Below are 15746 nucleotides of genomic sequence, written 5' to 3' on the forward strand. Positions count from 1 at the left end.
GGCTAGGGTTTGAAACGTGTGGCTGTCGCGAGGCCTCGCGCCCCGCGGAGAGTCACGATTCCTCCATCGTCGGCGCGGGCCGTTCGTAGGCGAACGCCAGCAGTGCCGCCGTTTCGTGGTCGACGTTGATGACCTCGCCGAGGCCCTCCATCGTGACGATGACGCGGCCGTCCTCGACGAACGCCGAGGCGGGCCGACCGTCGGTCACGGTGACGGTTTCCTCTTGGGCCAGCGCACGGACGAGCGCGCGAACCGCCGTTTCGAGGTGGTCGGCGCGGTTGTCCGGGTGGACGTAGGTGAGGTCGGCGTCCGTGAGGTCGTCCATGTAATCGCTGGCCTCCGGCGGCGGTCCGTGTTCGGCCGAGGCCTCGCTTTTCGACCCCTCGAGTTTGTCCGCGAGATACTCGTCGGCCCAGTCGCGTCCCGCCGAGCCGGTGCTTGCCATGTCGTAACATACAACGAGCGGGACAATCAATCCACCTCCCGCCTCGCCGTCGGGCAAGGGCCTTGTCTCCGCAGTCCCAAGAGCCACCGTGACCGAGACGACCGACGAACTGGTCGACTACTGCAAGACGCAGGCGGGCCTGCTGTCGGGCCGCGCCGAAACCATCGGGACGGAGGCCGACGAGCTACTGGACGAAATCGACGAGGACATCGAAACGCTCCGCGAGCGCCTCGAAGAGACGCCCGAGGACGTCGGCGATATCGAAACCGAGGGCGAATCCCTCGAAGAAAAGCAGGCTATCGTCGAGGCCAAGCGAGCGCGCATGTCCGCCTTTCAGGACCTCGCGGCCGACTATCTCGACCTCGCCGAGGACATCACCGATACCGAGCCCGAAACCGCCCTCGCGCGCATCGTCGACTTCGAATCCGAACGCGACGCTCCCGCCTACTTCGACGAACGAACGACGATTCTGGAGACCGTCGCCGAGGAGTCCTGAGTCAGTATTCGGCGACGCCCCTTTCGAGGCGGTCCAGCCCCTCTTCCAGCCGGTCCATCGAGTTCGCGAAGGAGAGCCGAAGCCGGCCAGCACCGGCCTCGCCGAAGCCGCTGCCGGGCGCGAGGACGACGCCGTGTTCTTTTAAGAGATACTTCGCGAAGTCGAGCGCCTCGGCGTCGGCGTCGTAATCCAGAAACGCGTAGAAGGCGCCCTCGGGTCGTGGCGCGGAGACGCCGTCCATGTCGTCGAGGCGGTCGCCGACGTAATCGCGTCGCCGCTCGAAGGCCGCGTACATCTCCTCGAACGGCTCCTGCGGCCCCGTCAGCGCCGCGATGGCCGCGTGCTGGGAGACGCTCGACGCACAGGCCGTCGTCGATTCGCGGATTTTCGTTACCTCACCGATAATCGATTTCTCGCCGGCCAGCCAGCCGAGCCGCCAGCCCGTCATCGCGTAGGTTTTCGAGCAGGAGCCGACGGTCAGCACGTGGTCGGGATGGCCGGTCAGCGCCGCGATACCGCGCGGCTCCCGGTCGTAGGTCAGCCCCGCGTACACCTCATCGGCGATGACGTGCGCGCCGCAGTCGGCCGCGGCCGCCACGACGGCCCGAATCGGCTCGGGGTCGAAGACCCGGCCGGTCGGGTTCGACGGTGTGGTCAAAATCACGGCACCCGTCTCCGGACCCATCCGCTGGATGAGGCGGTCGGCATCGAGGTCGTAGCCCTCTTCGACGGGCATCGGCACCTCGACCGGTTCGCCGTCCGCCAGAAACGCCTGCGTCTCGTAGTTCGGCCACGACGGCCCGGGATACAGCAACTTCTCGCCCGGTCCGACGGTCGCCAGCACCGCCAGATGCAGGGCCTCCATCCCGCCGACCGTGACGACGATTTCATCGATGGCGTGTTCGACGCCGTAATCGCTGGCCATCGCGTCGCTGATTGCCCGCCGACATTCGGGCAGCCCCGCGTTCGAGGTGTAGTGGGTCGCGCCCTCGCGGGCCGCTTCCGCGGCCGCCTCGACGACGTGCTCGGGGGTGTTGAAATCCGGTTCGCCGACTTCGAGGCGGACCAGTTCGCGGTCGACCGACTCCGCGAGGTCGAACATCACCCGTATCTGGGACCGCTCGGCCCGCCGCACCCGGTCCGTTGGTTGGTGCATGCGCGGGGCTACGACCGGCGGGAGTAAAGCAATCGGGTCATCGGCCGCGCCGAGGTTCCGCGATACGAGTTTTTAACTCAGATACTGGGGATTGTGAACTATGAGCACAGAATATCTGAAATCGGCGGCCGACGCGTCCCTCGAAATCCCACAGGACGTCACGGATTCCGTCCGCGATATCGTCGACACGGTCCGAGAACGCGGCGACGAGGGGGTTCGCGAACTCACACGGAAATTCGACGGCGTCGAGCGCGAGGCTCTCCGGGTGAGCGACGAGGAAATCGACGCGGCGGCGGAGTCGCTTACCGACGCCGAGCGGCGAGCCATTGACAACACCGTCGAGAACGTCCGTGAGTTCCACGAAGAACAGTTCTCGCACCTCGACGGCTTCGAGCGGGAGTTCGGGGAGGGAATCACCCTCGGGACGCGACTGGTGCCGGTCGAACGGGCTGGCGTGTACGTCCCCGGCGGCCGCAAACCGCTGGTCGCGGCGCCGGCGATGACCATCGTCCCGGCGACCGTCGTCGGCGTGGACACCGTCGTCGCCTGTGCACCGCCTCAGTCGGACGGGTCGGTACAGGCCGCCCAACTGTACGCCATGGACCGGGCCGGCGCGGACGAAATCTACGTCGCGGGCGGCGCCCAGGCCGTCGCGTCGATGGCCTACGGGACCAAAACCATCCCCAGCGTCGACGAGATAACCGGGCCGGGCAACGTCTACGTCATCGAGGCCAAACGGCAGGTGTTCGGCCACGTCGGCATCGACTTCCTCGCCGGGCCCACGGAGGTGCTGATAATTGCCGACGAGACGGCCGACCCCGCGTTGGTCGCGACCGACCTGCTCGCGCAGGCCGAACACGACCCGCGCTCGCGGGCCATCCTCGTCGCGACGGACCGGGACATCGCCGAGGCGACCGTCGACGAGGTCCACGAGCAACTCCCGGACCTCCACACTGAGGAGGTCGCAGGGGAGTGCTGGGAGGAAAACGGCGAGGTCATCCTCGCCGACGACCTCGATGCCGCGGCCGCCGTCGCCAACGACTACGCCCCCGAACACCTGCAGGTGATGACCGACGAGCCCCGGGGGCTCCTCGAGGACCTCCACAACTACGGGTCGCTGTTCCTCGGCCACCACGCCCCGGTCGTCTTCGGCGACAAGGCCGTCGGGACGAACCACACGCTCCCGACGCTGGAGGTCGCGAAATACAGCGGCGGCATCAACGTGACCACCTACCTGAAGATGCTGACCCATCAGGAACTGACCACCGAAGGCGCCGACGACATCGCGCCGTGGGCCGCGAAAATCTGCGAAATCGAAGGGACCCACGCCCACCAGATTTCCGCCGAGAAACGCATCCGGTCGGAGGAGTCACGAGGCCTTGCCCGGAGTCTCGACCTCGAACCAGGTGGCGGCGTCGACCTAGAGGGGGAGAGAGAGGAAGAACGATGACGCTCGAAGACACCACCGCCTTCGTCACCGGCGCGAGTCAGGGTCTCGGCCGGGCCATCGCGCTGCAACTCGCCGACGAGGGCGCCAACGTCGCGCTGGCGGCCCGCAGCGACGGCATCTACGAGACGGCCGCCGAATTCGACGACGAATCCCGAGCCTTACCCGTCGAAACCGACGTGACCGACGAGGAGTCGGTCGCGTCGGCCATCGAGGAGACCGTCGAGGAGTTCGGCGGCCTCGACTGTCTCGTCAACAACGCGGGCATCGCCGGGCCGACGGCCCCCGTCGAGGACGTCTCGGTCGACGAGTGGGAGCACACGATGGACGTCAACGTGACTGGCATCCTCCGGTGTGTCAAGCACGCGTCGCCGCACCTCCGAGAAAGCGACCACGGCAGCGTCGTCAACATCTCCTCTATCACCGGCAAACGGCCGTTGGAGGGCCGGACACCCTATGCGGCCTCGAAGATGGCCGTCATCGGTGTCACGCGGACGCTCGCGTTCGAACTCGGCGAGGACGACGTGACCGTCAACGCCATCTGTCCGGGCGGGGTCCGCGGGGACCGCATCGACCGCGTCATCGAAAAGCAGGCCGAACAGCGGGGACTCTCCTTCGAGGAGGCCAAACGGGAGGCCTTGACCGGCGACACCGCCCTCGGGCGCCTGACCGAACCCGAGGATGTTTCCGAGATGGTCGCCTATCTCGCGAGCGACAAGGCGCGTAACGTGACCGCCCAAGACATCAACATCGACGCCGGCACCATCTGGTACTGACCGTCTGTTAGGTCACGATTCCGGTCCGAGACAGTAGGCGTGACCGGGGGTTTCGACGACCGTTTCGGCGTCGCTCCAGTAGCCGCTGAGGTCGGCCCGTTCGGCGTAATAAACCCGCCCGTCGTGGGGGACCGCTTCGCTCGTCACGTGGCCGTTGTTCGGGACCCGCCAGCGGATGGCGCCAGTCTCCTTGTCGAGCGCGTACAGGTGCGTATCGTAGGACCCGACCAGCACGCTCTCGGCGGTTACCGACAGCGACCCGATGACGTGGCCGCCGACGTTTCGCGACCACAGTTCCTCGCCCGTCTCGGTGTCCAGCGCGTAGATATGGTGGTCGTCGCTGCCCATGAAGACGACGCCCGCGTCGGGGTCGATGCCCGGGTTCGACATGATGACCTCTCCGGTCTCGAAGGACCACTCCTCGCTGCCGTCTTCGAGGTCGAGACAGTAGAAGTGGCCGTCCCACGACCCGACGAAGGCCTTGCCCTCGTAGGTCGGAATGGTGCCCTTGATTTCGGCACCCGTCTGGAACTCCCAGGCGAACTCCATGGAGGGGAACTCCCAGCAGTAACAGACGCCGTCGTTCGACCCGGTGATGATGCGCTCGGTCGCGGGGTCGATGGCAAAGGAGGGGTGTGGCATCCCCCACAGGCGGTCGTCGTGCCACAGCGGCGCGCCCGTCTCGGCGTCCAGCGCCCACGCCGTCCCCGATGGCTCCTGCCACGGGTAGTTGTACTCGGCGACGACGTAGATGACGCCGTCCCAGTAGACCGGGCTGGAGCCGATGGCGAGGGCGCCGCGGAGGCGCCAGTTGGAGGTCTTCCAGACCCGCTCGCCCGTCGCCACGTCGAAGGCGTACATCGCGCCGTCGTAGCCGCCGACGTAGGCCGTCCCATCGACGATGAGCGGCGTCCCGTGGATGCCGAGGTTCGTCGCGCCGGTCTGAGCGGTCCACACCTGCTCGCCGTCGGGCCGCACCGCATGGACCTTCCCCGTGTCGGCCGGGATAATCAGCGTCTCGCCGTCCGGCGTCGGCCGCGGACTCGCCTTCGCCGCCGTGTGGCCGATTTCGTTTATCGGCATCGACCACTCTTTTTCGACCGACTCGGGGACGACGGCATCCGGATAGTAGCCGAGCCGTCGCGTCCCCTCTCGGAACATCGTCACGCCGTCATCGTCCGGATACGTCTCGTCGTAAGGCAGCGGTTCCGGGTCGAACGCCTCTTGGCTCCGGTCGTAGCCCCGACCGGGAAGGGTACAGCCGGCGAGGCTAGCGGTCGCCGCGAGGCCGACGCTCTGCAACAATCGGCGTCGACTGGTTGTGCGACCCGTTCGCCCGCTGTCGTTCGACCCGGACATTGACCGTCCGTACAGACGCGGCGGATATATGTATCGTGGTCGGCGGTTCGCGAAGCGTGTAGCTACGCGGTGAACGTTCGGAAGAAGTAGTCCCGGCTGGATTCGAACCAGCGTTGTGGGCCCCAGAAGCCCACGTGATTGGCCACTACACTACGGGACTGCGTGCACACGAAGGAATGCCACGGGACTATTTATGATTGTCGTGTTCGCCCGACGCTGCCTCCGGCGTCGGCGGCACGAAATGCGCCCGCCGATGGCAGTTCGCACACAGTAGCTCGCACTTGTCAATCTCCGCTTCGATGACCGGCCGTGGGCGGTCATCCGCAACCAACCGTGCGATAGTGTCGGCCTTCTCACCGACGTGATGGAAATCGAGGCAAGCCGGGTCGGTCTCGCCGCAGGTCGCACACCCGCCCCGGTTTCGTTTCCGTTCGAACACCCAGTTTCGCAGTTCCTCGGTCGGTGGCGTGTGATGCTCCAGCCGATGGCAGTTCGCACAGAGCACATCGCAGCCCTCGATTTCGTCCCGAAGCGCCGCTTTGCCGTATCCGTGCGTTACCATCGTCCCCACGTCCATCTCCTTTTCCGAGGGCTGTCTGTGGTGGAAGTCGAGACACGCGGGGTCGCTTTCGCCACACCGAACACAGCCGCGTTCCGCCTTGTATTCGTTGAGCCACTGGCGGAGTTTCGCCCGCCGCCTGCGAGTCCGCTCGGCGTTCCGCTCGCGGTTTCGATAGTGCCACCGCTGGTCGACCGAGAGTTCCGACCATTCCATCTCATCTGGGAGTTCGACATCAGCGGGTTTCTCGCTAACTCGCGCCCCCGTCGAGGGCTCGATGTCCAGCCCGGTAGCCTCTTTCGCGGCGTTCCAGCCGCCGAGTTGCCGAATGATGGTCGCCGAGGCAGGCGTCAGCCCCAACGCCTCGTATTCGGCTTTCGTCGGCGACTTGTCCAACCGGTCGGCCGCTTCCCGAAGGGCGTCGATGCATTCGGGTTTCGGCGTCGCCATATCCTCGCTGGCCGCCCTCTAGTATAAAAACCGTGCCGCGCAGCGGAAGTGTCAGCGGCCGCCTCACCGGAACCGACACCGACATACCGACGCCGCCGAGACTGACGCCCATGTACGTCGGACGTTTCATCGTCGTCGCACCGGACCGCGCGGCCTACCGCGTCTCCTCGCGGTCGTTCCCGAACCGGCAGGTCATCCAGCGCGAGGGGGCCCTCACCGTCGCGCCGACGCCGGACGCGCCGGAGACGGACAACCCCTATATCTCGTATAACTGCCTGCGAACGACCGACGGCGGCGACTTCGCCGTCATCGGCAACGGCACGCAGGTCGACCCCATCACCGAAAAGCTCGAACTCGGCTATCCGGCGCGTGACGCCCTGGTCGAACCGCTGCTCGCGCTGGATTACGAGAAGGACGACTACGACACGCCCCGCATCGCGGGCGTCGTCGGCGACGAGGAGAGTTACATCGGCATCGTCCGCCGAGATGCCATGCTCGTCCACGCTGTCGAGGAACCGACGCTGGTCGCGACCTACGAGAAGGACCGCCCGGAAGCGACCGACCTCGACGCGACCGACCCGGAAGCGATGGCCCGAGAACTCTACGACCGGGACCTCGAACACCCGGTCTGTGCGGCGGCGGTGGCCAACACCGACGACGGCTTCGAGACCGGCTTTTATAACGGCGAGTAGCGGGCCGAGGTCGGCTGTCGGCCGTCGAGGGCTATTCCTGTTGGAGGCGGATGCGGACGCTGTTGCCGCCCAAATCGCTGTCCTCGAAGGCGAGTTCGCCGCCGGAGCGGTCGACGATCCATTTGACGAGCCAGAGGCCGAGGCCGCTGCCGTGGTGTTTCGGCGTGATATCCGCGTCGCCGGTGACGACGTTGCGCTCCATCGGCGGGATGCGCGGCGCGTCGTCGTCGACGATGATATCCGCCCATCCGCCGTTCTCGATGCTCTCGATGCGGACCCGGACGGTCGGTTCGTCGTCGGGGTTGTGCTCGATGGCGTTCTCGACGACGTTCTCGATGGCGAGTTGGAGGCGCGGAATCGCCGAAACGGTCATCGAATCCGGGATATCGAGGTCGACCGTCGCGTTCGGATGCGCGTTGCGGAGTTGTTCGACCGTGGCCCGGACCAGCGGCACGCAATCCAGCGGCGCGGCGTCGGAATCCGGCGACTGCAGTACATCGTCTATCTGTGCCGCATCGCCCGCCAGACCGAGCAATCGCTCGGCGCGCCGGTTGATGACCGTCGCCGTCCGGACGGCGTCCTCGTTGTCGCCGTCGAGTACCTCCAGCAACTGCGCCGAGTTGCCTTCGATGATGTTGGCCTCCGTCCGCAGGGTGTGCCGCAGGACGCGCGTGACGACCTGCAGTTGGCGTTCCTTCCGGTTGATTTCGGTCAGGTCGGTGTAGACGGCGAAGCCGTCGATTCCGGATGACTCCGAGGTGTAGGGAATCCCGCGATAGAGGAACTCACGGAGGCCGTCGGCGGTCCGGCGCTGGACCCGCCGATAGTTGATTTCGCCCGAGGCGGTCCGCGAGTCGAGCGTGTCGGCCTCGTCGGTGAGCCACTCGGGGACGATGTGGTCGTTGAGCGGCGTATCCACCACCTCGGCGCGCTCGTAGCCGAACAACTCGACGAACGACTCGTTGACGCTCCTGATAACCGGTTCGTCGTCGACGAGTTCGAAGGCGACGACGGCGTCCTGTATGTGGCCGAGGAGATGGCGCAACCCTTCGGGTTCGTCGACCGGGAACAACTCCGTCTCAGTATCGTGTTCGTTAATATGCATTATTGTCTTCCTAAGTCTGTTTTCTGTGTCTGTTTGGTCGGTTAATCCTGCATACTGAAAAAGAACACTGTGTATATTCCTCTAGAAATTTAATCTATATTCAGACGAACAGCCATCCGGTCGGATGCCGGCGGCGGATATTTATCCCGACGCGGGCCGAACCGTCGGGTGATGCAAGTCGGGGTTATCTCTGATATTCACGCGAACCGGGTCGCGCTCGATGCGGTCCTCGACGATATGCCCGAGGTGGACGCGCTGGTCTGTGCGGGGGACGTGGTGGGGTACAACCCGTGGCCGGGCGACTGCGTCGACGCGATGCGCGAGCGCGACGTGCCGACGATAATGGGGAACCACGACCGCTCGGTCGTGACGGGGACGGGCTATCCCGGCAACCGGATGGCCGACGCGGGGGTCCATCACGCCATCGACGAACTCGACGATGACCAGATGGCGTGGCTTCGCTCGCTGCCCGAGGAGCGAACCTGTTTCGACGGTCGGATGAAAATCGTCCACGGCCATCCCGACGACCCGAACCGCTACACCCATCCGGGGCTGTTCTCCGAGGACCTGCTCGACGACGAGGACGTGCTCGTGATGGGCCACACGCACGTTCAGCACTACGAAGTCTACGACGACGGCGTCGTCATGAATCCGGGCAGCGTCGGCCAGCCGCGGGACAGCGACCCCAAAGCCGCCTATGCCATCGTCGACCTCGACGAGTTGGCCGTCGAGGAGTACCGGGTGGCGTACGACATCGAGGCGGTCATCGAAGCCATCGAGGATGCCGGATTACCCGAGGACACGGGCAAGCGGTTGCGGAAAGGGCGGTAGAGAAAGAGCATACGCCGAGCGTAGTCGTTCGAGAGAGCAAAGCTCTCTCGTGATGACGAAAGACGCCGAGAGCGTCTTTCGAACCACGAGGCGTTTCACCGCGCGAGCGAAGCGAGCGCGGGACCAAGGCCCGACCGCAGGGAGGGCCGCCGTGTCTTTTTCATCGAAGTTTTTGCCGGCGCGCGAAGCGCGCCGTGCAAAAAGTTCGGTTCGAAGCCCTTTTGCCCGATAGCACCGCAAAACCGAGTATGGACCGGGATGCGGCCGTCGAAGCCGTCGTCGCGTTCGCGGGCGTCGCGTTGCTCGCGGGCGTCATCATGTGGATCGGGACCGCCTACACGAGCGATGGGCTCACCGCGAACGGCGGCATCGCCCTCGTCGCGGCTATCGGTTTCTTCATCGTCTTCATGTCCGTCGTCGGCCTCGGACTCTCGCGACGCTACTAGGCGCGCCAGTCGGTGACCCGATTGTCGGGCGCCTGCTGGAGCCGTTTTTCGTAATAGGAAAGCGGATGCTGAATCGTCTCGCAGGTGTCGTCCTTGTCGACGCAGTCGCCGTACTCGTCCATCACGGCACACGACGGCGGCGCCAGAGCACTGCCGTCCTCGTCGTCGAGGCGTTCGACTTGGGCCTGAACCCGTTCGGCGGGCGTTCCTGAGACGTCACACAATTCGACGATTTCCTCGCCGTCGAGGCCGGTACTGACGAGGAACGACACGAGCGCGAACCGGGAGTGGTCCGGCAGCGCCTCGCCCTCGCGGATGCGGGTCAGCAGGTCGCGCATGCAGGGCGGAAAGAGGCCCGGAACGACCGCGTCGAAGGCCATCGGCGGGTCGAGGTCCGAGATGTCCTGTCGAATCGCCGTGAGTTCGTCGTCGAGCGGGTCGGCGATGGGCTCCGGTACCGCGAGGGGTAGGCCCTCCGCAACGCGGTGGTGAATCGCCTCCCGAAGCAGGGTGTACAGTTCCGCGCGGGCGACGGGCACGCGGCCGTCATCGAGCGGACGACCGACGAGTCGCCAGCGCTCGTCGTCGAGGTCGCCGGCGAGTTCGAGGTAGGCAGTCACCTCGACGCTGAATCGGCCGTTTCCGGTCGGTTCGACGCGTCCCGAGAGGCCGAAATCCGCGAGCAGGCGCTCCAACGTGAGCCGGCTTTCGGCGGTGCTTTTGAGTTCGATATCGGCCTCGAAATCCTCGACGAACCGCTCGCGGGCGGTGGCGGCCTCGGCGGCGGCGTACTTCTCCGTGGCGCCCGGCACGTCCAAAAGCGAAACGAGCACGCGAGCGACCGGGTAGGAGAGCAGTTCCGCGCGGTCGCTCCAGAGTTGCGACTCCTCGGCTTCGGTGGTCCCCTCTAAAAGCGCGCGCTGGACGCGCTCTTGGCCGCGTTCGACGGCCGGCCCGCCACGCTGGACGAGCGCGGCGAGGTCGACGTCCGCGGCTTCGACCGCATCGCGAGAGGCGTCGAGGAAGGGATAGCGAGCGTGGAGCCGCTCCATACCCACCGGTATCCGGGCGGTGCCGATAAACGCACCGACCCTGAGTTTCTGACTTTTCTGATGATTTATAAATCGTGCTTAGCGACTTCCTGACCACAAACGACCGGAAAGCCCTCGGCCCGCTGGCGGTCCCTGAGCGGCATATCCTCCCTTCGGTCGGATAGGGGCCGCTCAGGGACTATATAAACGCCACTGGGCCTCGCCCTTTCATTCCACCAGGCAGTACCGCAACCGCACCACACGCCTCCCCAACCGACTCCCTCGCTTCGCTCGGTCGTCCCTCGCGCGCTGGCTGGCCTGACCGCCGCTCACGAGATGTTTGCGGCGGTCGGCCAGCGCGCGCCATTTATAAGAATCACCTGGCCGGGAGCGAGGGGTTGCCCCCGGCGACCCCTCGCGACCCGGGGAAGGGCAGGCACGGTGCGGTTCCCTGGCGTCCTCGTGAGCGACCGAAGGGAGCGAACGAGGGCTCAGGAGAGCTTGCTCTCCTGGTGGAATCGAAGGGCGAGGGCGGGTACGGGAAGCACGACCCCTAAAGCACCGAAGCGAACGAAGTGAGCGAGGCGCGCAGAGTGGGTCGCGCGACCGTAGCCGCCCGAGGGCTTCGGAGGTCGCGGTTCCGTTTGAGTAGCGGTTTTCAAAACAGGAGAGTCGACACGCCTATACTCGCGCCCATCCAGCAACCCAACATCCGTGCGTCTCAGGTATCGCTGTCCGGGCTGTCGGACGACCAGCAACCTCCACGACCCTGGGTGTGAGTTCGAGGGCACCGACCGGACCCACATCGAGAAGGCCTACACCGACATCCTGAGCCCGCTGTCCGCCCGCAACTACGACGACGAGGACGCCCTCCGAGAGGACGTCCCGGACCGCTGGAGCGGCCTCCACGGGGCGGTCCTCTCCCGTCTCGAAAGCGACCAGCGGGTCGTCGACGAGGACGGCGAACTCCAGTTGCTGCCGCCAGAGGAATACAAGGAGCGCGTCTCCAAGCCCACGTTCGAGCCGCTGAAGACGATTTATGAGAAGGGCAGCGTGCCGGGCGCGCACGACAACTCCGTTTTCGCCATAATCGCCTTCTACGAGATGGTCGGCCTCTCGTGGGAAGAGGCCCGCGAGAACACCGTCGACTGGCTCCACGAGTCGGGGACGTGGGACCGCGGCGGCTTCGAGGAGGCCTCACCCGAGGAACTGGTCGACTCGAAGAAGCACGTCTACGAGCAGGGCTACGGCTGGAAGGAGAAGGCCCAGGCCGCGAAGGCGGTCATCGACCGCCATCTGTAGACGAGTCCGGCAGTCTGCGGCTGTCGCTTAGTTCTGGTCTTCTTTCAGTCGCTGCATCCGCGTCTCGTATTCCTCGTCGGTCAACTCGCCGCGAGCGTAGGCCTGCCGGAGTTCCTCGATGGCTCGGTCGGCTTCGTCCCCGTCGGCGAGAGCCCGGTAGCCGGCGTAGGCCAGCACCGCGATGACGACGAGCGGCAGGAGACTCGACACCAGCCACCAGCCGCCGGTGCCCATCATCCCGCCGTCCCACATCCCGGTGTGCATCCCGCCGATGGTCGGCATCATGACTAGCATCATCAGGACCGGCAGCAGCAGCAGGGCTGCGCCGATGATGAGGACGAGCCGCAGCAGTCGGTCATCGTTACTCATACCTAACACTACGGGGGCCGTATTCATGCCCGTTTTCCCTCTGAATCCATCGTAAATACTGCCCTACGCTTGCAATTCGAAGGCGAATCCGGGCTATCTACCCCGAGAACGAATCTTCAGATGGTCGCCCGGTCTGTCGTTACCGATTCGGCTTCCAGCGGTATCGCGTCGTGTGCGTGCCGTCGAAGCGCGGTCCCGGCCCGTGCTCGTCGAACTCCGTCTCCTCGACGGCCGTCCGCGTCTCCTCGTCGTGTTCCGGTACCAGGAGTTCGACGTCCATCCCCTCGCGGTCCGCAAAGCGGGTCGGCTCCTCCAGCAGGCGCCGGTGGATGGCGGGGGTTTCGCCTTCCAGTTGGGTGACGTGGACGGTCCGCCCCTGAGCGTCGAAACTGACGAAGCCCTGCACCGCCCCGTCTTCCTCCGCGACCCGAACCGTCCGGTCGTGGACGAGGTTCCGCATCACGTCGGTCGGTGCGCCGGTCAGGGTCGCCAGTCGCTCGGCGTCGGCCTCGACGGCGTCCCGTATCTCCATGCTATGCGGTACCATTTTCTCACGGATTAATGTTCCCGTCAGGCAGAGGCGTCTCGCTGGCCACGACCCCCGGCCCGCCTCGGCGCAAAAATCGCCGGAGACGGCGGTGTGGCAAGCTTCCCATAGATGGACAGGGTTATCTCCCGGGACCAGTTACCCGACGGGTATGAGCCACCACACCGTACCGCAGGTGATTGCATGCGCGTAGTCGCCAAGTTCGGCGGCACCAGCCTCGGCAACGGCGACCGGGTCAACCGTGCTGCCGACTCCATCGCCGCCGCCGTCAACGAGGGCCACGAAGTCGCCGTCGTCGCCTCGGCGATGGGGTCGACCACCGACTTCCTGCTCGACGCCATCACCTTCGAGGCCGACGAATCCGACGAGGCCGAAATCGTCTCGATGGGCGAACGCACCTCCGTCCGGATGCTGAAAGCCGCCCTCGGCGCCCGCGGCATCGACGCCAAGTTCCTCGAACCCGGCACCGACGAATGGCCGGTCATCACCGACGAACACGGCGAGGTCGACGTCGAGGAGACCCAGCGCCGCGCGAAGAAGCTCGCGGCCGACATGGCCGCCGAAGGCTACGTCCCCGTCATCACCGGCTTCCTCGCACAGGACCACGCCGGCAACGTCACCACGCTCGGCCGCGGCGGCTCCGACACCACCGCCGTCATGATGGGCAACTACATGAACGCCGACGAGGTCGTCATCGTCACCGACGTCGAAGGCGTCATGACCGGCGACCCCCGTGTCGTCGAGGGCGCACGCAACGTCGGCGAAATCACCGTCGACGAACTCCGTAACCTCTCCTTCCGCGGTGCCGAAGTCGTCGCCCCCTCCGCCCTCTCGTATAAGACCGGCAAGATGAGCGTTCGCGTCGTCCACTACCAGCACGGCGACCTCCTCTCGGGTGGCACCTCCATCGAGGGCCAGTTCGAGAACCTCATCGACCTCCGGGAGGAACCGCTGGCCTGCCTCACCGTCGCCGGCCGCGCCATCCGCAACACCCCGGGCATCCTCTCGGACCTCTCGGACGCCATGGCGGATTCGGACCTCAACATCGACGCCGTCTCCAGCGGCATGGATTCGGTCACCTTCTACGTCGACGCCGAAGTCGCCGAACGCGCCGAGAACGTCCTCCATCAGGCCGTCATCGACGTCGAGGAACTCTCCAGCGTCACCGTCGACGACAACGTCGCCGTCATCCGAATCACCGGCGGCGAACTCCCCACCCAGTCGGGTATCCTCGAAGACATCATCGTCGCTCTCAGCGAGGAACACATCACGATTCAGGACCTCATCACCAGCGCCACCTCCGTCTCCGTCTTCATCGACTGGGACGACCGCGAAGCCGCGCTCAAACAAATCCAAAACGCCGTCTAAACCACGAACTTTTTCCACGGGTCGGCTTCGCCGACCCGGCAAAAACTTCGATGAAAAAGACACTGCGGGCCTCCCTGCAGTCGGCCCTTGGTCCCGCGCCTCCCTGCGGTCGGCGCGGCGAACCGCGCGAGCGAAGCGAGCGCGGATGCTGGCGACTATATTTAAATTAATCTCGCGTCGCGCGACTACTCCCCGCCGCGAATGTTCTTCAGCCGCTTGACCCGACCCACCGTCTTGTCCGTCAGCCGCGTGTAGATGTACTCGCTGACGATGACGAGGCCGATGGACGCGAGGAGGAAGAACACGGCCTGCGGATAGAGGCCGTCGAGCAGGTTGAACACGCCGACCATCGCGATGGGACCGGCGACGACCAGCGTCCCGATGAGTTGCAGCGAGCGGATGATTCCCAGCGTCACTTCTGGTACCCCTCGGGGGCGTCATCGTCGTCGGACGGCACCTCGTCCTCGTCGATGACGACGGTGTCGACGGCCGTCCCCAGAACGCGCTCCTTGATATCGAAGACGCTGATGTAGTGCTGGCCGATGACCAGCGCCGCGGCGACAGCGATGAACCCGACACCCATGGCCGTCCGCCCCCCGACGAGGAACTCGACGCCGAGCATCCCGATGGGCAACGCGAGAACGAGCGTCCCGGCGAGCGAGATGGTGTCGATGATACCCATTTGTCGTCTGTAGGCCGTTGCCGCCCAAAAGCCCGCCGTTCCAGACGCGTGACGACAGCCTTTCGGCGGGGGCGGTCCTACGCCGGGTATGTTCACCGGCATCGTCGAGGAGACCGGCGAAATCGTCGCCGTCGATGACGGCCCCGAAGGCCGCCGACTCCGCGTCGCCGCGTCGTTCTGTGACGAACTCGAACACGGCCAGTCCATCGCGGTCAGTGGCGCGTGCCTGACGGTTGAGGACTGGGATTCGGAGAGCTTCGAACTGTTCTGCTCCGAGGAGACGCTGGAACGGACGTATCTCGATGAAATCGAGGTCGGCGACGTCGTCAACCTCGAACGCGCGCTGCCCGCCGACGGCCGCTTCGACGGCCACTTCGTGCAGGGCCACGTCGACGGCGTCGGCGAAGTGACCGAAATCGAGAAACTGGGGGACGACTGGTCGTTCGCCTTCTCGCTGCCCGAGGACCTCCAGCGGTACGTCGTCGAGAAGGGCTCGATTGCGGTCGACGGCATCTCGCTGACCGTCGCCGATTTGGGCGATGACGACTTCGCCGTCGCCATCATTCCAGCGACCTACGAGTTGACGACGCTTGCCGACAAGGAATTGGGCGACCCCGTCCACCTCGAAGTCGACGTGGTCGCGAAATACGTCGAGAGCCTCACCGAGGGCTACGTCCAGTAGCCT

19 protein-coding genes and 1 tRNA gene are annotated in these 15746 nt (G+C 65.6%); 9 read left to right on the forward strand and 11 right to left on the reverse strand.

Annotated elements, in window-relative coordinates:
- Positions 1 to 52: 52 nt before the first annotated feature.
- Positions 53 to 445 (reverse strand): hypothetical protein, encoded by a 393-nt coding sequence (locus tag HWV23_RS09075; protein ID WP_178290090.1) that lies wholly within the window; start codon positions 443 to 445, stop codon positions 53 to 55.
- An 88-nt stretch (positions 446 to 533) separates the two neighbouring features.
- Here HWV23_RS09075 and HWV23_RS09080 point away from each other — a divergent pair, with 88 nt between their 5' ends.
- Complete coding sequence (locus HWV23_RS09080; protein WP_178290091.1) at positions 534 to 941, forward strand: hypothetical protein; 408 nt, start codon at positions 534 to 536, stop codon at positions 939 to 941.
- A 1-nt stretch (position 942) separates the two neighbouring features.
- Here the strand turns inward: HWV23_RS09080 and HWV23_RS09085 are convergent, their stop codons facing one another.
- On the reverse strand, positions 943 to 2097 hold the full coding sequence (locus tag HWV23_RS09085) for a pyridoxal phosphate-dependent aminotransferase (protein WP_178290092.1): 1155 nt from the start codon (positions 2095 to 2097) through the stop codon (positions 943 to 945).
- Between the two features lie 100 nt (positions 2098 to 2197).
- On the opposite strand from HWV23_RS09085, the gene hisD reads away from it, so the two are divergent.
- On the forward strand, positions 2198 to 3547 hold the full coding sequence (gene hisD, locus HWV23_RS09090; RefSeq protein ID WP_178290093.1) for a histidinol dehydrogenase: 1350 nt from the start codon (positions 2198 to 2200) through the stop codon (positions 3545 to 3547).
- Positions 3544 to 4320 (forward strand): SDR family NAD(P)-dependent oxidoreductase, encoded by a 777-nt coding sequence (locus HWV23_RS09095; protein WP_178290094.1) that lies wholly within the window; start codon positions 3544 to 3546, stop codon positions 4318 to 4320. The genes hisD and HWV23_RS09095 overlap by 4 nt, the downstream gene beginning before the upstream one ends.
- Before the next feature lie 12 nt (positions 4321 to 4332).
- On the opposite strand, the gene HWV23_RS09100 is transcribed toward HWV23_RS09095, so the two are convergent.
- The 3 genes from HWV23_RS09100 to HWV23_RS09110 all read right to left on the reverse strand — a co-directional run bounded on the left by HWV23_RS09100 (position 4333) and on the right by HWV23_RS09110 (position 6688).
- Complete coding sequence (locus HWV23_RS09100; RefSeq protein ID WP_178290095.1) at positions 4333 to 5679, reverse strand: outer membrane protein assembly factor BamB family protein; 1347 nt, start codon at positions 5677 to 5679, stop codon at positions 4333 to 4335.
- 87 nt (positions 5680 to 5766) lie between these two features.
- A tRNA-Gln gene (locus HWV23_RS09105) sits at positions 5767 to 5839 on the reverse strand.
- Between the two features lie 27 nt (positions 5840 to 5866).
- Positions 5867 to 6688 (reverse strand): homing endonuclease associated repeat-containing protein, encoded by an 822-nt coding sequence (locus tag HWV23_RS09110; RefSeq protein WP_178290096.1) that lies wholly within the window; start codon positions 6686 to 6688, stop codon positions 5867 to 5869.
- A gap of 110 nt (positions 6689 to 6798) precedes the next feature.
- On the opposite strand from HWV23_RS09110, the gene HWV23_RS09115 reads away from it, so the two are divergent.
- Complete coding sequence (locus HWV23_RS09115) at positions 6799 to 7380, forward strand: IMP cyclohydrolase (RefSeq protein ID WP_178290097.1); 582 nt, start codon at positions 6799 to 6801, stop codon at positions 7378 to 7380.
- A 31-nt stretch (positions 7381 to 7411) separates the two neighbouring features.
- Here HWV23_RS09115 and HWV23_RS09120 read toward each other — a convergent pair whose 3' ends face one another.
- Positions 7412 to 8485: a sensor histidine kinase gene (locus tag HWV23_RS09120; RefSeq protein WP_178290098.1), complete on the reverse strand. Its 1074-nt coding sequence runs from the start codon at positions 8483 to 8485 to the stop codon at positions 7412 to 7414.
- A gap of 171 nt (positions 8486 to 8656) precedes the next feature.
- Between HWV23_RS09120 and HWV23_RS09125 the strand changes: the two genes are divergently transcribed.
- On the forward strand, positions 8657 to 9316 hold the full coding sequence (locus HWV23_RS09125) for a metallophosphoesterase family protein (RefSeq protein WP_178290099.1): 660 nt from the start codon (positions 8657 to 8659) through the stop codon (positions 9314 to 9316).
- A gap of 248 nt (positions 9317 to 9564) precedes the next feature.
- Positions 9565 to 9762, forward strand: coding sequence for a DUF7472 family protein (locus HWV23_RS09130; protein WP_178290100.1), 198 nt, complete (start codon positions 9565 to 9567; stop codon positions 9760 to 9762).
- On the opposite strand, the gene priL is transcribed toward HWV23_RS09130, so the two are convergent.
- A complete protein-coding gene (gene priL, locus HWV23_RS09135) occupies positions 9759 to 10814 on the reverse strand; it encodes a DNA primase regulatory subunit PriL (protein WP_178290101.1) in 1056 nt (351 codons plus the stop codon). The two genes, HWV23_RS09130 and priL, sit on opposite strands and share 4 nt — an antisense overlap.
- 693 nt (positions 10815 to 11507) lie before the next feature.
- Between priL and HWV23_RS09140 the strand changes: the two genes are divergently transcribed.
- On the forward strand, positions 11508 to 12095 hold the full coding sequence (locus tag HWV23_RS09140) for a DUF7474 family protein (protein ID WP_178290102.1): 588 nt from the start codon (positions 11508 to 11510) through the stop codon (positions 12093 to 12095).
- Between the two features lie 27 nt (positions 12096 to 12122).
- Here the strand turns inward: HWV23_RS09140 and HWV23_RS09145 are convergent, their stop codons facing one another.
- Positions 12123 to 12464, reverse strand: coding sequence for an SHOCT domain-containing protein (locus tag HWV23_RS09145; RefSeq protein WP_178290103.1), 342 nt, complete (start codon positions 12462 to 12464; stop codon positions 12123 to 12125).
- 139 nt (positions 12465 to 12603) lie between these two features.
- Positions 12604 to 12996, reverse strand: coding sequence for a hypothetical protein (locus HWV23_RS09150; RefSeq protein ID WP_178290104.1), 393 nt, complete (start codon positions 12994 to 12996; stop codon positions 12604 to 12606).
- Positions 12997 to 13194: 198 nt separating this feature from the next.
- Here HWV23_RS09150 and HWV23_RS09155 point away from each other — a divergent pair, with 198 nt between their 5' ends.
- A complete protein-coding gene (locus tag HWV23_RS09155) occupies positions 13195 to 14379 on the forward strand; it encodes an aspartate kinase (RefSeq protein WP_178290105.1) in 1185 nt (394 codons plus the stop codon).
- A gap of 185 nt (positions 14380 to 14564) precedes the next feature.
- On the opposite strand, the gene HWV23_RS09160 is transcribed toward HWV23_RS09155, so the two are convergent.
- Together HWV23_RS09160 and HWV23_RS09165 are read right to left on the reverse strand one after the other, a co-directional pair.
- Positions 14565 to 14795 carry a DUF7533 family protein gene (locus HWV23_RS09160; RefSeq protein ID WP_178290106.1) on the reverse strand — a complete coding sequence of 77 codons (231 nt, stop codon included), beginning with the start codon at positions 14793 to 14795 and terminating at the stop codon, positions 14565 to 14567.
- Positions 14792 to 15061 carry a DUF7533 family protein gene (locus HWV23_RS09165; protein ID WP_178290107.1) on the reverse strand — a complete coding sequence of 90 codons (270 nt, stop codon included), beginning with the start codon at positions 15059 to 15061 and terminating at the stop codon, positions 14792 to 14794. The genes HWV23_RS09160 and HWV23_RS09165 overlap by 4 nt, the downstream gene beginning before the upstream one ends.
- 88 nt (positions 15062 to 15149) lie before the next feature.
- Here HWV23_RS09165 and HWV23_RS09170 point away from each other — a divergent pair, with 88 nt between their 5' ends.
- Positions 15150 to 15743 (forward strand): riboflavin synthase, encoded by a 594-nt coding sequence (locus tag HWV23_RS09170; RefSeq protein WP_178290108.1) that lies wholly within the window; start codon positions 15150 to 15152, stop codon positions 15741 to 15743.
- The last annotated feature ends 3 nt before the right edge of the window (positions 15744 to 15746 follow it).

This window comes from Natronomonas halophila, from assembly GCF_013391085.1.
In the GTDB taxonomy this organism is placed as follows: Archaea; Halobacteriota; Halobacteria; order Halobacteriales; family Haloarculaceae; genus Natronomonas; species Natronomonas halophila.

Coding starts and splice junctions, on each gene's coding strand:
- HWV23_RS09170 (WP_178290108.1), top strand. CDS start 15,150: ATGTTCACCGGCATCGTCGAGGAGACCGGCGAAATCGTCGCCGTCGAT.
- HWV23_RS09100 (WP_178290095.1), bottom strand. CDS start 5,679: ATGTCCGGGTCGAACGACAGCGGGCGAACGGGTCGCACAACCAGTCGA.
- HWV23_RS09120 (WP_178290098.1), bottom strand. CDS start 8,485: ATGCATATTAACGAACACGATACTGAGACGGAGTTGTTCCCGGTCGAC.
- HWV23_RS09130 (WP_178290100.1), top strand. CDS start 9,565: ATGGACCGGGATGCGGCCGTCGAAGCCGTCGTCGCGTTCGCGGGCGTC.
- HWV23_RS09085 (WP_178290092.1), bottom strand. CDS start 2,097: ATGCACCAACCAACGGACCGGGTGCGGCGGGCCGAGCGGTCCCAGATA.
- HWV23_RS09165 (WP_178290107.1), bottom strand. CDS start 15,061: ATGGGTATCATCGACACCATCTCGCTCGCCGGGACGCTCGTTCTCGCG.
- priL (WP_178290101.1), bottom strand. CDS start 10,814: ATGGAGCGGCTCCACGCTCGCTATCCCTTCCTCGACGCCTCTCGCGAT.
- HWV23_RS09115 (WP_178290097.1), top strand. CDS start 6,799: ATGTACGTCGGACGTTTCATCGTCGTCGCACCGGACCGCGCGGCCTAC.
- HWV23_RS09075 (WP_178290090.1), bottom strand. CDS start 445: ATGGCAAGCACCGGCTCGGCGGGACGCGACTGGGCCGACGAGTATCTC.
- HWV23_RS09150 (WP_178290104.1), bottom strand. CDS start 12,996: ATGGAGATACGGGACGCCGTCGAGGCCGACGCCGAGCGACTGGCGACC.
- HWV23_RS09095 (WP_178290094.1), top strand. CDS start 3,544: ATGACGCTCGAAGACACCACCGCCTTCGTCACCGGCGCGAGTCAGGGT.
- HWV23_RS09110 (WP_178290096.1), bottom strand. CDS start 6,688: ATGGCGACGCCGAAACCCGAATGCATCGACGCCCTTCGGGAAGCGGCC.
- HWV23_RS09155 (WP_178290105.1), top strand. CDS start 13,195: ATGCGCGTAGTCGCCAAGTTCGGCGGCACCAGCCTCGGCAACGGCGAC.
- hisD (WP_178290093.1), top strand. CDS start 2,198: ATGAGCACAGAATATCTGAAATCGGCGGCCGACGCGTCCCTCGAAATC.
- HWV23_RS09145 (WP_178290103.1), bottom strand. CDS start 12,464: ATGAGTAACGATGACCGACTGCTGCGGCTCGTCCTCATCATCGGCGCA.
- HWV23_RS09125 (WP_178290099.1), top strand. CDS start 8,657: ATGCAAGTCGGGGTTATCTCTGATATTCACGCGAACCGGGTCGCGCTC.